The organism is Trinickia dinghuensis (assembly GCF_003367175.1).
In the GTDB taxonomy this organism is placed as follows: Bacteria; Pseudomonadota; Gammaproteobacteria; order Burkholderiales; family Burkholderiaceae; genus Trinickia; species Trinickia dinghuensis.
The window spans coordinates 23,827-38,433 of record NZ_QRGA01000008.1; the positions used below are offsets into that span (position 1 = coordinate 23,827).

Sequence of the window (14,607 nt, forward strand, 5' to 3'; positions counted from 1 at the left end):
CGCTGAACGTGTAGCGACCGCAGAGGCAGCATGCGAAAACTGCCAATGTTGACAGGGTGGCCCCGGGAAAACCCGCTGTGCTACATTCCTCCGACAAAAAACAGAGAGGGCATGCAATATGGATTTTGCATTCATTCGCGAGGGCGACACGACCTCGCACGGCGGTCGCGTGCTTGCGTGTTCGCCGGAGAATAAGTCGGACGGCGTCCCCCTCGCGCTCTTGGGCGACAAGGTGTCGTGCCCCAAGTGCGGTGGGGTCTATCCGATCGTCGGGGTCAAGAATCTCGGCGTGACGTTCGATGGTCGGCCCGTCGCCTCCGAAGGCGATATAACCGCATGTGGGGCCACGCTCATCGCATCGCAAAACAATACAACGGCCGAACCAACTAGCGGTGGTTCGACTGGCGGTGGTTCGACTGGCGGTGGATCAATCGGCGGCGGGAAAAGCGTTCTATCCGAGACGAACCCGCAAACGCCTTATCGCGGGCGCTTTCAGGTGCTCGATGACATCACGCGCAAGCCCGTCACGGGACACCCGTACACGGTCAGGTCGTCGGACGGTCGCGTGATCCAAGGCAAGACGGACGGGAACGGGTTCACAGAATGGCTTGAGGGACATGACGCTTCGTCGCTGATGTTCAGCCATCCCGGGAGCGAGGGAGCATGAGCGACTACGGTCCGGGCTCCATGACCGGTGGGGTCTCGCCCGACGGTCAAACGACCCCGGTAGGCGTCAGCGGTCGTTTGTCGAAGAAAGATCGCATGGTTCTTTGCCAGGTGCTTTGCCAGTGCAAACAGATCGGCGTTGCGACGCGTAACGGCCGAATCCAGCGCCAACGATGCGTTCAGCAGCGGTTGGACTTCGCGAACGAGACTTCGCAGATGGAAACCGGCGCACCGACCGAGTACAAGCCTGAACAGACCTACAACATGAAAGCGGTACCTCCGGAGCCGGTGACGGACCCGGATGATCCGCTGCTTCCGCATTCTGACATCCGCCAGTGGATCAACGACTACTGGCCGGGCGGCAGCAAGAAGTACAAAGCGGGGCAAGGCAATCTTCGCCGGCCGGATGTTGTGGTCGTCAACGACCCCACGCAGCCGCCTGTCCAGTCAAACATTAAAATGGTGGTCGAATATAAGTTCCCACCGGACGATTTCTCTCGCGATCAGCGGCAGGACTACATCGAAATAGCGGGCTCAGAATCGAAGTTCATGAGACTTGGTCCTGCAGAGTGCGGATGCGGTGACGACGACCAGAACGGTCAGGAATCGACCCAACGTCAGTCGAAGTCATCGACGTCCGACCTAGACGACCTTGCCGGCCAAAGCGGCCAAAGCGGCGGAAGCGGCGGCAGCTCGCTCCCAGGTGGCGGCAGTCTTCCGCTGCCGCCACCGGGAAGGCTTCCTCCTGGCATATTGCCTTGACGGCGTGATGGAACGATGAGACATGAATGAAGAGCAGATGAAAGCCTGGGTCGCCGATCCGAATCGCGCAGACACACTGCCGTTTGGCTTCTACGAGCCGGCCTATCGCAAGGGAATCACCGGCGCGGCGCTCGTGGTGCGCGGCGTTGTCTACTTTCGCAACGGTCACACGCGTGCCGTGCGCGCCGCACTCGTGAAGTGCTTCGAGCAGTACAACGGGACGATCACCGAATACACCCAAGCGCTGGCCCGTGCGCTCGAGGAAAAGCCGCAGAAGGACGGCCCGCTGCGCTGGTTCTATTCGGAAGGCGAGCAGCCGATGCCGATCGACAAGGCTCCAAGACTGGACATCCTGACGACGACAGTGCCCGCGGACGAGGCGTTGGTCGTGCAAATGACGAGCGCCGACCACAAGCTTGCGACGGGTTTCTACGATTTCGGCGTGTTCACGGTAGCCGATTGGAAAGCTACTCTCTCCGGCAATCTGGACGTGCTTGATTTCACTTTCCCCCGTGCTTTCCTCGAGCACCGGCCGGGGGTATTCCAGGCGTTGTTTGCTGCGTTCTGTGAAGTCCTGCCGACGGTTCACGGGCACGCCGGCTTTGCGGTGAACCTGCCGCCGATGGAGCAAGAAGCAAACGAGGCGACGGAGTATTTCTTCGCTCGTCGGTACGGCCCCGGAATCGACGTTGGCGATCCGATGGGTTATAGCACGGTGAGATTGGCCGGCAAGATCAAAACCGTGGATTGGATCGTTGCCCTGAATGCAGACCTCGTGCGCGCGGCCGGAGGACCGGCCTCATGGACGTTGCCTCCCGACTGGTTCGTTCGTCAACCGTTGGGCACTGATGGTTTGATCATCCAAGCAGGTGCCGCGCCCCAATCCGGCGTTTCGGACGGACCTGGCAAGTCGCCGCTGCCGCCGCCCGCGTACGTCCTGCTCAACGCAGCGCTGCGCCCGATCATCGCCGAGGACATGGACATTCTCCAGCGCGGAACGCTCGACAGTACCGCCCCGCTACTGAACACCTCGGTAGCGACCGAAGCCTGGCTGAAGCGCTTCGACCTGCCGCCCGACCAGGTGACCGAACAATGGCGCGAGCTGCACAAAACACCGACGGTCGGTAGCAGCAAGGCGGCGGTCGCCACCAACCTCTTGCGGCTTCGAAAGGCCATGGGACTGCCCGAGCCCGTGCCGTCGAACGGGTTCGGATACGACGGTGGCTCGCCGGGCTAACAGACGTTCAGTTCATCGCAAAAACGGGACCGCGAGACTCCGTTGTCGTTTACGTGTTGCCCGCTCGGAACCTGCCATCTGAGCACAGGCTGGTCTGGTGGTGCGTCAGTTGCACTACGTCGCTCGTCCTCCCGCCTGGCCGGTTGCCGTACGCGGTCGCTATACTCTGTAGACAACAAAGAAAGACCATTGAGAACGGGAGCAGGGATGGAGGACCAACAACGCAAGTACCTGGACCTGGCGACATGCCTGACGGCGTTCATGATGAGCACCCTGCTCCTCGCCGGGTGCGGTGACCGCTCCGTCTCCGGGTCGTACGTGTCCCACTTCGGCAACCAAGTGGACCTCCTCCAAATCACCGAAACGCCCGACCACCGCTTTACCGGCACGCTCCGCCATGCCGGGCTGAAGAACGACGGCACCTTGTCGTCGAACAGCGCCAACGTGTCGGGGTCGGTCGACGGGAACAGCATCACTCTCACCGTCTTGGAAACGCCCCTGCCCATTAGGCAGAACTTCAGCGGGACCGTGACCGGAAGCGGGATCGACCTCACGGTGGGCAACGGTGCCCAGACCGGTGTCGAGCACTTCGCCACGGGCCAGCCCTCCGATTTCGACACGGTGGTCGCCCAGCTCAACCAGGCTGGCCAGCCGATCATCGCCGCGCGCCAGCGGGGCCAGCGGGTTGAACAGCTCAACCGACAGTTGAACGCCCTGACCGACAGCCTGAACCGCTTCGTCGCCAGCGCGCACCAGCACCTCGAACGCCTGCCCCGTGCCCAAGCCTACTACCAGCACGCCGTGACCGTCGAGCAGGCGAAGCTCGATCGCGCGCAGCGCCTCGAAGCCATCGGCAACGGTGTGGCGCAGGGCCAGGCCGGGGTCATCGTCGGTCAGATGGGCGTCGACAAGTCCCAGATCTCGATCGCGGACGATTCGTTCGACCGGGCCCAGAACGACGAAGCGACGGCGGAGAACGCCCTCAACGCCCGCATCGCCCAGTGGCATGGCACCTGCCTCGACGGAAACACCGTGAAGGCCGGCGACGTGATCCCAGACATGGGGCCGTGCAAGGGCCTCGCTCGTGCCGTCGCTGCGTATAAGGCGGTGCTGCCCCCACTGCACAACGCGTTCGCGGCAGCCGCGCAGGCCAAGGCCCATGGCCACGCGCAGCTCGCCTCCATCTGGCAAACTGCGGACAACCTGCACTGAACCACGCCCTGCGGAGGAAGCTGCGGAAGGCTACGCCTACGTGATGTCGAACAAGGCGATGCCCGGCCTGGTCAAGGTCTGCTTCACCACCGGAACGCGCGACACACGTGCCCGACGCACGCGCGGTCGAACGGGAGGCCCACCTTCGCCTGCGCAAGCACCGTGACCTGTTCACCCGGCCCGCGCCACGACGTGAGCGCCTGATGGCCGCGCTGGACGCCGTGAACGACCGCTTCGGACACGGGACCCTGCGGGTCGGGAACGTCGAGGGTCGCCAGGCGTGGCACATGAGCCAGAACGCACAGGCGCCCACCTACACCACCGAGTGGGAGGGGTTGCCCACCGAGCGATGAGCAGGTCGCCGGTACCGCTCAGGTCAAGGCGGTCTGCATGTGCTGCTGCATCCGCGTCAGCAGCGATTGCCCCGTGATCTTCGAGCCGGAGCACCGCAGAGATTTCACGCATCCCACTTCGATCGCGATCGCGATCGTGATCGCGAGCGCGCCTTGCACGAGCCGGTAGAACGTCGCCGCGTCGTTCGGGTCGATCGCCTTCTCCGAGTGAAAGTAATCGAGGTCGATGTCGAGGATGTAGGGTGCCGCTTCGACGCCCGGCACTTCGCGCGCCTGCGCCATGGTGTTGAGCTTGCCCAGTTCGTGTTCGAGGTAGGTCGATTCGAGCACCTGATCGACGCGCGTCCGCACACAACGGTGGTCGTGGATGGGCTTCGTGCAGCCAATCGCGTCGCAGCCCGAGCACGTCTCGTAGACCTGCGCGTCCGCGCGGTTCTCGCCGGACAGGTTCACCACGAACGCGCGGGACACGATCCCCGCCTGGATCGCAGTCCGGATGTGCTCGTCGTGCTTAAGGTTGGCGATCGCAGCCACCACGGTGTCCTCGTCGTTCCAGTCGATCGCCGCGATCATCCCGGGTAGCATCGTTTGCATCGCCGCCTGGTTGTCGTTGCCCACCCCCTTGTGGGTCGCCCAAAAGCGATGGTTGAAGAAGGGTGCCTTCGTGTCGATGTGGTGGTCGAGCGTGAGCAGCGCCAGTGCGCTGCCCTGGCTGCGCCGCACCTCCGCCCAGCCCAGCAAGACGTGATGGTGCGATTCGACGATGTAGACGTCCTTGCCGCCGATGGTGACCTTCTGGTGAGACATGTTGCGATGCCTGGCCGTTGAGGGGGCACCAGCATACAACGAGGTGATGGGCTACACCACCGAGTGGGAGGGGCTTCCGACGGCGCGGTGACGTGCTACTGTTCGCCGATCACAACGGTACGGGGAACGCCATGGACGTGGCCTGGTTTCTGAACCGCCGCCTGGATTTCATCCGGCAGCTTTACGCCCGGTCGTCGGCGCCCTTCGTCGATCGTCGGACCAAGATCGAGAACGAGGAAGAGCCCTTTGTGCCTCCGTACTCGGAGGACCCGGAGCCCGCGTTCATGCTCGAATGGCAGGAGGCCAACGATTCGATCGACGTCCTAGGCCATGCGTGTCTGTGCATGCTCGCGTCGGCGTTGCAGGCATATCTGCAAACGCGCGTCAGGCTCCACTGCGAGGAGCTGAGCGCCGAGGACCGCAAACGCGTGTTCCGGAAAGGCTGGGTCCGGGGCTACGACCTGATCTTCACCGAGGCGTTCAAGATCCCGTTCGCCGACGGCCCAGTGCCCATCGCCGTCCTGGAAGACGTCGTGCTAACGCGCAACAGCATCCAGCACGACCTTGAGATCACCACCAACAGGCCCAAGCACGCCGACCGGAAACCGGGCACCGCGCGCTCGGTGTTCCTGGACGCCCGCGAGGTGGAGCTGCTCGATCGCATGGACCCGGACGCGCAGACCTGGTTGGCGCCGCCCACCGTGCACGTTAGCCAAGCCTCGCTCGAAGCCACGATCAACACCGTGGAGCGCTTCGTCGCTTGGCTCAACGCGGCCATCGAAGAGAAGCTGTACGGCCAGTGCTGAGGACAGAGCCGAAATACCCGCGCCGATCGCTTGGGCACCGTCCGTACCGGCGCCTTCTGCTCGTTGGCCAGTCCCCACTCCTTGGCCTTCGGCTTGACCTCGCGAGGCGACGGTACTTCCAGCGCTCGTCGACTCAGAAAACGTTGGACCACTGTCCACCCGCATAATCCGCCCCACGCAGTCGACAGCGCATTGCCGTGAACTGAAACTACAGCTTACAATCGGATGCCGCCCCTGAACGGAGCTTAACCAGGTCCGCGTTTAACGCAGACTTTCCACGAGGCATCCCCGAGCGTACCGTACATGATCGCTCGTCCGATTTGCGGCGATGTGTGTTTACAGGAGAAAGACGGATAAGGGGCGGCACTCACTAACGGGGAAACATGGTCGCCATTCCGAGTGCCGACGAACTCGCAGAAGCCATGCTGCGCAACCATGTGACATGGTTCTCCCGCAATGCGCTGGGCGTCGATTATGAAAACCTGAAGCGGATGATTTACCCGCGGCCGCCGTATAAGCACTTCACGATCACGAAGCGCAACGGCAGCCCTCGGGTCATTTCGGAACCACGCAAGCGCCTGAAAATCATCCAGGAGCGCATCCTGGCCTTTCTCGAACCCCGGTCGGGTCCGTTAAAGCCCGCCGTGCACGGGTTCGTACCAAAGCGAAGCATCCTCACCAACGCACGGGTGCACTGTTCGCCAAAGAACCACCACATCCTGAACCTCGATCTGCAAGAGTTCTTCCCGAGCATCACGTTCTATCGGGTGCGTGGCGTATTGCGCAAGCATCCGTTCAATCTGTCCCATCACGTCGCAACGGTCATCGCGCAGATCTGCACACTGGATGGCGCGCTGCCGCAAGGCGCGCCAACATCACCGTTCCTTTCCAATCTTGTGTGCCGGTCGATGGATCGCGATCTGACCGATCTCGCCCGTCGCAATCTTGCACGTTACACGCGCTACGCCGACGATCTGACGTTCTCATTTCCGTTGAAAAAAACGTCGAACCTGCCGGCCGCCGTGTGCGTCATCGACGAAGACGGAGGAATCACGCTTGGGGCCGAACTGCACGACCTGATCACCAACAAGCACCATTTCGCGATCAATGCTGCCAAAACCCGGTTGAGCGATCGCGGACGTCGTATGGAAGTCACGGGGCTAACGATCAACAAGTTTCCCAACGTACCTCGGATTTTCATCGACCGTATCCGCGGCGCGTTGAACGCCTGGGAGCGCAACGGGTACGACGCGGCCGAAAAGGGATGGCAAGAGCGCATCGTGAAATCAGCAACCGGCCCGTACGAGAAAAAACCCTGGAAGCGCCAAACTCGCAGTGGCAGTGCTCCAAAACTCAAAAACGTCCTGTGGGGCAAGCTGTTGTACTTGAAGATGGTTCGAGGGGACGACGATCTGATCTACACCAGGTTGGCAGAGCGCTACAACGCGGCCGTTCTCAAGGAGATGGCGGCGGGTCCGTTCTCAGCGCGAGAACTGCCGGTACAGCCGGTTGTCCGCGACTACAAGACGGCGCGCGAGGCTGTGTTCGTCGTTGAGTGGCTGGCGGACTACCATAGTTCGCCCGGTCATCATGAGTGCCCCATCGAAGCGCAAGGGACCGCCTTTGCGTATCGAGAACTCAACTTGCTCGTCACGTGCGACCACGTGCTGGTGGGAAAGGCCGAGTTTGCAGGCATGGAAGTCCCCGCGGATTTCGACGCGCCCGAGGTCGTGAACAAAATGCTGACGGTCGTGCGCCCCGAAACCCACGAATCATGGGCCGCTCGTGTCGTCTATCGTAACAAGCAGTTCGATTTTGCGATTCTTCAGTTCGACGAGCCGCCACCTCATCATCGGTTTTTCTCGGCCATGGAGGCGCCGATTGCGCCTCATGCGGACGGCGTTCTCATCGGCTTTCCCGCCTACAAGAACTGGAACTTGCCGGACATCAACCCACAGAAAGTACTCAACCGCACTGAGCCGAACGCCGGCATGGTCAGTTTCACCATCGCAAACTCAGGCAGCATCCGCCCAGGCAACAGCGGCGGACCGTTTACGGACGACCGATTGCGCGTCGCCGGGATGGCCCAACGCGGCGCTTACATGGGCGTCGGACACGACGAATGTCTGTGCTTCGAAGTGATGGACAAGTTCATTGGCGAATGGAAGGCCAAGAGCGCCGCGGCTGCGGTCGTTCCTGCTGCGCCGTAGGCGACCAAGCGACACGAAGCAGTACCTGCCCGTCGACCCGACACATGGCGGTGACGGGTCCCTCATCCTGACCGGCGTGCTACATTCCCCGACAAAGCAACGGGGGATCAACGTGCGAAGTTTCAACAGTGTAGTGGCCGAAGCACGGCTGGTCGTCAATCCGGCCGAGACGGTGGTCAGGTATCTTGAAGACCGCGGCGCGCAGGTCGCAAAGCAGCCGTTCAGCGATACGGCTGACGAGCAATTCGAACAGGCGCTGTTGGAACGGCATGATCCCCTGATTGACCTCGCCCTTGCTCGATGGTGCTGTCACCTTCCGACGGGGCGAGCCTTGCTTGCCGCCAACGCTGGCGATAGCGCACATGCCCTCGCCAACAGTACAGCGCCCTTGCTCAATACGACCGTGGCAAGCGAGACATGGTTGCGGCGCTTCAACGTGCCAGACGACGAACTGAGCGGATACTGGGTCGAGTTGCATAAGACGCCAAAGCTCCCGCCGTCATCGTAATCGCTGCGCAACATCAACGACACCGCGTGGGCCACCCTCCGCTCCACGACGATCTTCGCGGCAACGGCTTTGGCCGCTTCCTCGCCCTGCCGCCGCACCACGGCCTAGACTCAGGATTCCAGCTTCCAGTTCACGATCCGTCGACGAGTAGCTCAAAGCGATGTACGATTGACGTACATCGTCCATCTACCGTCGCACCGCCGAAGCAATGGCTGCGAACGGCGATGGCTGATCGACTTCGAGGCAAAATATGGCCACAGTGGCCCATCATCCGGGCGAGGTCCTGGCCCAACAGCTTGAAGCAGTCGGCGTGTCGCCGACTGAGCTAGCGCGCCAACTCGACGTCCCCGCCAATCGGATTACTCAGATTGTTAAGGGCAAGCGCGGAATCACGGGTGACTCGGCACTGCGGCTTGCCCACTGGTTCGGCAACGAGCCTCACTTCTGGATGGACTTGCAAGCGCGGTACGATCTAAATCTCGCTGAAGCTGAGTCAGGGCAAGCCATAAGGGCGCTTCCCACGGGCCCAAGTGCTCGCCGTCACAAGACCAACAAACACGTGCAGGGCGCGTAGAGAAGGACCAATGACAGGGACGAGCAAAGCCTTTTGCCGTGTCAAAATCGACGCTGAGCGCGCTTTCGAGGAGGCAGTCGCATGACTGGCGCCCCGGCGGACATCACGTTCCACTATCCACCAGAGCTATTCAACCTGTTAGTGGACGTTTTACCACTTCTCAACCGCTCTAAGCGCGATGTGCTGGTGTTCTTTCGTGGTGCGGGTGTGCCTGACAGCAGGACCGCAGACATTGCCGCTCGTCTGCGAGCTACCCCGAAGGACGTCAATAAATACGACATGGTTCGAACAGTGCTCGAGCGCCTCAACGCAAAGGGTGAGTCAGCCCTCCGCGAGCGCCGTGAAGTGCTGCGACGTGTCGTGGATTTCACCAACTTCGATACATGCTGGCCAGACGATCAGCTCAAGGCTAAGGGACTCGTTGCCAGTATTCGAGAGGTCGTCAACCAAAAGGACGCCTTTACGCGCATGAACAATGCTCGTGAGGAAGAACGTCAAGCGCGTCTCGCCGAGACGCAAAGAGTTGCCGCCGAGAAGCGCGAACGAAGCTCGAAGATCGAGACTGCCAAGCAGGAGCTCTACTCGCTCTTCGGCGCCGCGATCACTGCACAGGAGCGAGGCAAGAAGCTGGAGACGGCGCTCAATAATCTCTTCCAGGCTTACGGCGTTCTCGTTCATAAAGCCTTCCATCTGGTCGGCGAAGCCGGGGAAGGGATCGTCGAGCAGATTGACGGCGTGATCGAACTTGCTGGCGTTCTGTACTTCGTTGAAATGAAGTGGTACCGCAATCCGGTCGGCAAGCCCGAGATTTTAGAGCACCTTGTCCGCCTCATATCGCGTGCCGAGGTCCGGGGCATCTTCATCTCTGCCAGCGACTACACGGAACCCGCGATTCACACGGTACGTGAGTTTCTGCAGCATAAGGTTCTGGTGCTCGCTACCCTCCAAGAGATCGTGCGCCTACTCGAGCAGCAGCAAGACCTCGCGGAGTTGCTAGCGAAGAAAGTCCAAGCCGCTCAGATACACAAGAATCCGTACTTCCAGCCCCTTGATGTCCGGGCGGGAGGCACGACATGACAACCAGTTGGAAGGACATCGCCGCGCCCGGTGGACCTGTTGGCAAAGTAACTGCGTCCCAGGTGATTCACGGGCCATCCATACCACCACAACAGCGGCTTCTCACCTACTCGCCGGATCAATGGGAAGACTTCGTGCATGAGTGGGTCCACTACTGCCTCAAGCAGTCGTACACGCAGGTGCAGCGCTTTTCCGGCTCCGGCGACATGGGCATCGACGTTGTCGGCTTCGTGGACGATCAGCGCCTCAAAGGTGTGTGGGACAACTACCAGTGCAAGCACTACGACCATGGCCTGACGCCAGGAGATGTCTGGCCCGAGTTTGGCAAGATCATCTGGTATTCCTTCAAGGGCGAGTATGCGATCCCGCGGCACTACTTCTTTGTGTCACCGTGGGGCGCCGGCACCAAGCTGAGCCGTCTGTTGAGTGACGCCGCGAAGCTCCGCGAGGAACTGATCGCGAACTGGGACAAGAACGTAAAGGGCGCGATTACAAGTACGCAGGAAATCTCGCTTGATTCAGCGCTGCGCGCCTACGTCGATACTTTCGACTTTTCGATCTTCGCCGCGAAGACCTCACTCCAGCTTGTCGACGATCACCGCACGACGCCGGTACATGCCGCGCGGTTCGGTGGGGGGCTACCGCCACGGCCTATAGCAGGGAAACCTCCTGCCGACGTTGCGTCTGCTGAGAGCCGTTATGTCACGCAGTTGCTCAGTGCATACGGCGAGCACACCGGAACGCCCATAGCCGATCCGTCCGGGCTCGCGCAGCCCAAACTCAAGGAACACTTTCGTCGCCAACGTGAAGCGTTTTATGAGGCGGAGTCTTTGCGCGTCTTCGCACGCGACACGGTTCCATCAGGTACGTTCGAATCGTTGCAGGACGATATCTACGACGGTGTGATTGATACGCACGATGCCGACCATGTTGATGGCTTTCAGAAGGTATGCGCCGTCACGAAGGCTGCGCGCGAAATGCAGATCACAGCTAACGCCTTGATCTCCTGCACGAACCCCAAGGATCGGGACGGCATCTGCCACCAGCTCGTGAATGAGGAGCGCCTGCAGTGGGCACGCTCATGAGTCAAAGACGGAAACCCGTCACTTTCAACGGCCCCCTTGAAGCCGGAATCCGCGCTGTCGCCCTCCTCGGTGCTGCTTATCCGCAGTCCTACGATCTCCAGCGGCTTGTCGCATTTGACTATCTTCTGGTACATACGGCTGACGTTGGCGGACCGGACAATCTCCATCCATCGACGCCTATGCACTCTGCCGAGCTTCTGGTACGCCGCAAGCTCGTCGAGCAGGCACTACTTCTAATGATGACCCGAGACCTTGTCGAGCGCGAAGTCACACCGGACGGAATCAAGTACGTGGCAGGCGAGAACGCCGCCACGTTCCTTTCGTCCGTCTCGTCGCACTATCTACTCGCCCTTAAAGATCGCGCGTCGTGGCTGGTCGAGGTACTTGGCGAGCACACGGATAACGACTTCCAAGCGGTAATGCGTCGCTTCTTTGACAGATGGGTCGAGGAGTTCCAACAGGTCGAGCAAAGCCTTGGAGGCAACGCATGACGGCAGCGACGCCTGGCTTCCGCTTACGCTTCCTCGGATTCTTTGGTCCGCAGAAGCAACCAGCGACGGTGACCTTCGGCGCAGGCTTGAATGTCATCTACGGCGCGTCGAACACCGGAAAATCGTTCATCGTCGAGGCCATCGATTTCATGCTTGGTGGCAAGCCGCCTTTGCGTGACATCCCCGAACGGGTCGGCTACGACCTCGTCCTGTTGGGCCTTGAGACGCTCGATGGCCAGTCATTTACGCTTTGGCGCAGCATGGACGGCGGCGGTTTTCGACTCTACGAAGGGCTGCATCAGACGCCACCTGCGACCGACGCCCCATACAAGCAGCTCGACGAACAACATAGCGACAGGAACGACGCGAATCTTTCTTCCTTCCTGCTGAGTCTTTGCGGCCTCGGAGGCAAACGAGTACGCAAGAACTCCCGCAACGAAACCAACAGTCTGAGCTTTCGCAACATTGCGCGCTTGATGATCGTCAACGAGACTGAGATCACACAGCAAAGTTCTCCGCTCTTTGATGGTAATCCCATCGCCAACACGCCGAACCTCGCAACGTTCAAGCTACTGCTAACAGGTACGGACGACTCGGCGCTGGTCGCCAGCAATAAGCGCGAGCCTGAGGATCTATCCCGTGAAGCCCAGTTGCAGCTTCTTGACCAACTTCTTGGCGATTACCGGGACCGACTCAAAGAGTTGACGAGGAGCCCCAAGGAGTTGGAAGAGCAGCTTGAGAAGATCGACACATCGCTGCGCCAGCAAGCCGCTCAGGTTAACACCACTGAAGCGGAGTTTCAGCATGCCGCCGGGAAACGACGTGAACTGCGCAAGAAGCTGGAGGAGAGCCGCGAGCGCAGAACAGAGGTCGGCGCGATGCTCGAGCGGTTCAGCCTTCTCGACAGGCACTATGCATCCGACATTGAGCGGCTGCGCGCTGTCGAGGAGGGCGGGACGCTGTTTAATGTCCTGGGCTCCGGGCATTGCCCTCTATGCGGAGCATCGCCGGCGCATCACCGCGCTGACGCCGAATGCGACGGAAACATTAACGCCGTAGTACAGGCGGCGCGCACGGAAATCGCCAAGATTGAGATCTTGCGCGGTGAACTCTCGGTGACCGTGCATAGTCTTGAGCGCGAAGCCGCCAGCTTTGACAGCAAAATGCCCGCTGCTGTTCGCGAGCTCGCGTCAATCTCCGAGTCGGTTGAAGAGCTTATCGCACCCAAGCTTTCGAACCTCCGTAAGTCCTATTCTGAATTTGCCGACAAACGCGCCGAGGTGCGTGAGGCACTGGGACTCTACGCCACAGTACAAGACATCGAGCGCCGCCGCATTGACCTCGAAAGCGGCGCCGAGGAGGAGAAAGCTGGCGCCCTTGCCAGCGCCGACATCCCCACTACCGTTGCCCACAGTTTTGCCAAGACCGTGGAGGGCATCCTCGCCGGTTGGCACTTCCCGGAAACCGGCGATGTTTACTTCGACTCCAAGACACGCGACATCGTTATCGCCGGGAAGTCACGCAGTGCTTTCGGCAAGGGGCTTCGTGCCATCACACACGCGGCATTCACACTTGGGTTGCTAGCTTTCTGCCGCGAGCGCCAAACACCACACACGAGATTCGTCGTCCTCGATTCGCCGCTGCTCGCCTATCGGGAACCCGATGGTACGGAAGACGATTTAGCTGGCACCGACCTTCAGGAGCAGTTCTATTCGTACCTAGAGACATTGTCCGCCGATACGCAGGTCATCGTGATCGAGAACACTGATCCGCCCGACGCAATTATGAAGCTCGAGCAATCGCTGATGTTCGGTAAGAATCCGCACCATGGGCGGTATGGCTTGTTCCCGCATCCGATGGCGCCCACAGAGTAGCGCGCATCCCTCGATGCTGACTTGTACTATTGCAAGACGTGCCTCAGTCCGCTCCTGGAAGGCCATTAAATTCTTTTTGTGCAATGTCGCGAAGACGATTTCGCTTTGCCAATATATTGCGAAAGTAGTCGATCTCAAGCGCCACAGCCTCTTGGTAGAGAAGATGCCGTTCTCCGGAAATTTCCTCCTCTATCGCGACGGTCATCGTCTGCTCGCTCCCAGAATCGGATTTTTTGATGAGGTGGTTTGTCACGAAAAAATGAAGCTGTGCTGTTGAATCGCCTTTCCTCCTGATTCGCTGCCGAGACAGCTCGAAGTTCTGGCTTTTCTTAACAGCGCGGGCAAGCACCGAATCGTCTTTCGGCCCGCAGCCGGTGACTTGCTGATTTCCGGCCATGTACAACAAGGCATAGGGCACGTTGGAAGTGCTTACTTCCCGATAGAGATAGCCTTCCTGCTCGTGGAATTGTTCGAGCATCGACGCGAACAGCCAGTCTGACACCGACGCGCCGAGAAATCGTTCGACCATGTAGTGAACCGCATCGGCATGATTCACGAGTATGTCGATGATGCCGGCCGTAATCGCTCCGGGTCGTCGGGTTTTGTTTCGGCCGTTAAACGATTTGGGGTCCGCGAGAGAGCACTCGTCGTATGCATCCTTATCGAACTTGCCGATGCCCTCAATGTTCCCAACAGCGTGCTTGGCGTACAACGGCAAGCTCTTTCCGCCGGCGTCTACCTTGCGGTCAACGTCTAAGTTGACGATGTGCACCGGGTTCTCGCACTCCGGACAGACCGCATAGTGCATCGTCTTGCCGGCACGGCTCTGATACCAAGGATATTGCTTGCCTGTCGCAAAATGGAAGCCCGTCTCCGTAAGCTTCTGGTATTCGTGCTCTCCCTGCCGCAACTTGAAAACGTTCATCGCTACATTCACCTGTCAAT

At 60.3% G+C, this 14,607-nt stretch carries 15 protein-coding genes; 13 read left to right on the top strand and 2 right to left on the bottom strand.

Annotated elements, in window-relative coordinates:
* The first annotated feature begins 118 nt into the window (after nucleotides 1-118).
* The 5 genes from DWV00_RS14805 to DWV00_RS14825 all read left to right on the top strand — a co-directional run bounded on the left by DWV00_RS14805 (nucleotide 119) and on the right by DWV00_RS14825 (nucleotide 4,230).
* The gene (locus DWV00_RS14805; RefSeq protein ID WP_115534358.1) at nucleotides 119-667 is read left to right on the top strand and encodes a PAAR domain-containing protein; all 549 of its coding nucleotides are present in this window, start codon (nucleotides 119-121) and stop codon (nucleotides 665-667) included.
* On the top strand, nucleotides 664-1,428 hold the full coding sequence (locus DWV00_RS14810; protein ID WP_115534359.1) for a VRR-NUC domain-containing protein: 765 nt from the start codon (nucleotides 664-666) through the stop codon (nucleotides 1,426-1,428). Before DWV00_RS14805 ends, DWV00_RS14810 begins: the two co-directional genes overlap by 4 nt.
* A 22-nt stretch (nucleotides 1,429-1,450) precedes the next feature.
* A complete protein-coding gene (locus DWV00_RS14815) occupies nucleotides 1,451-2,665 on the top strand; it encodes a DUF3396 domain-containing protein (RefSeq protein WP_115534360.1) in 1,215 nt (404 codons plus the stop codon).
* Nucleotides 2,666-2,872: 207 nt separating this feature from the next.
* Complete coding sequence (locus DWV00_RS14820) at nucleotides 2,873-3,877, top strand: hypothetical protein (RefSeq protein ID WP_115534361.1); 1,005 nt, start codon at nucleotides 2,873-2,875, stop codon at nucleotides 3,875-3,877.
* Nucleotides 3,878-3,984: 107 nt separating this feature from the next.
* A complete protein-coding gene (locus DWV00_RS14825; RefSeq protein WP_245964890.1) occupies nucleotides 3,985-4,230 on the top strand; it encodes a DUF4113 domain-containing protein in 246 nt (81 codons plus the stop codon).
* An 18-nt stretch (nucleotides 4,231-4,248) separates the two neighbouring features.
* On the opposite strand, the gene DWV00_RS14830 is transcribed toward DWV00_RS14825, so the two are convergent.
* The gene (locus DWV00_RS14830; protein WP_115534362.1) at nucleotides 4,249-5,037 is read right to left on the bottom strand and encodes a peptide arginase family protein; all 789 of its coding nucleotides are present in this window, start codon (nucleotides 5,035-5,037) and stop codon (nucleotides 4,249-4,251) included.
* A gap of 92 nt (nucleotides 5,038-5,129) precedes the next feature.
* On the opposite strand from DWV00_RS14830, the gene DWV00_RS14835 reads away from it, so the two are divergent.
* The 8 genes from DWV00_RS14835 (at nucleotide 5,130) to DWV00_RS14870 (ending at nucleotide 13,662) form a co-directional block, all read left to right on the top strand.
* Nucleotides 5,130-5,843: a hypothetical protein gene (locus DWV00_RS14835; protein ID WP_147297902.1), complete on the top strand. Its 714-nt coding sequence runs from the start codon at nucleotides 5,130-5,132 to the stop codon at nucleotides 5,841-5,843.
* Nucleotides 5,844-6,226: 383 nt separating this feature from the next.
* Nucleotides 6,227-8,053, top strand: coding sequence for a reverse transcriptase domain-containing protein (locus DWV00_RS14840; protein WP_115534364.1), 1,827 nt, complete (start codon nucleotides 6,227-6,229; stop codon nucleotides 8,051-8,053).
* 112 nt (nucleotides 8,054-8,165) lie between these two features.
* On the top strand, nucleotides 8,166-8,561 hold the full coding sequence (locus DWV00_RS14845) for a hypothetical protein (RefSeq protein WP_181885485.1): 396 nt from the start codon (nucleotides 8,166-8,168) through the stop codon (nucleotides 8,559-8,561).
* A 250-nt stretch (nucleotides 8,562-8,811) separates the two neighbouring features.
* Complete coding sequence (locus DWV00_RS14850) at nucleotides 8,812-9,135, top strand: HigA family addiction module antitoxin (RefSeq protein WP_115534365.1); 324 nt, start codon at nucleotides 8,812-8,814, stop codon at nucleotides 9,133-9,135.
* An 81-nt stretch (nucleotides 9,136-9,216) separates the two neighbouring features.
* Entirely contained in the window at nucleotides 9,217-10,212 is a 996-nt protein-coding gene (locus tag DWV00_RS14855) for a restriction endonuclease (protein ID WP_115534366.1), read from the top strand.
* Nucleotides 10,209-11,297: an ABC-three component system protein gene (locus DWV00_RS14860; protein WP_115534367.1), complete on the top strand. Its 1,089-nt coding sequence runs from the start codon at nucleotides 10,209-10,211 to the stop codon at nucleotides 11,295-11,297. Before DWV00_RS14855 ends, DWV00_RS14860 begins: the two co-directional genes overlap by 4 nt.
* On the top strand, nucleotides 11,282-11,788 hold the full coding sequence (locus tag DWV00_RS14865; RefSeq protein ID WP_115534368.1) for an ABC-three component system middle component 2: 507 nt from the start codon (nucleotides 11,282-11,284) through the stop codon (nucleotides 11,786-11,788). Before DWV00_RS14860 ends, DWV00_RS14865 begins: the two co-directional genes overlap by 16 nt.
* Nucleotides 11,785-13,662, top strand: coding sequence for an ATP-binding protein (locus tag DWV00_RS14870; RefSeq protein ID WP_115534369.1), 1,878 nt, complete (start codon nucleotides 11,785-11,787; stop codon nucleotides 13,660-13,662). Before DWV00_RS14865 ends, DWV00_RS14870 begins: the two co-directional genes overlap by 4 nt.
* A 43-nt stretch (nucleotides 13,663-13,705) precedes the next feature.
* On the opposite strand, the gene DWV00_RS14875 is transcribed toward DWV00_RS14870, so the two are convergent.
* Entirely contained in the window at nucleotides 13,706-14,587 is an 882-nt protein-coding gene (locus DWV00_RS14875; protein ID WP_115534370.1) for a hypothetical protein, read from the bottom strand.
* Nucleotides 14,588-14,607: the final 20 nt, after the last annotated feature.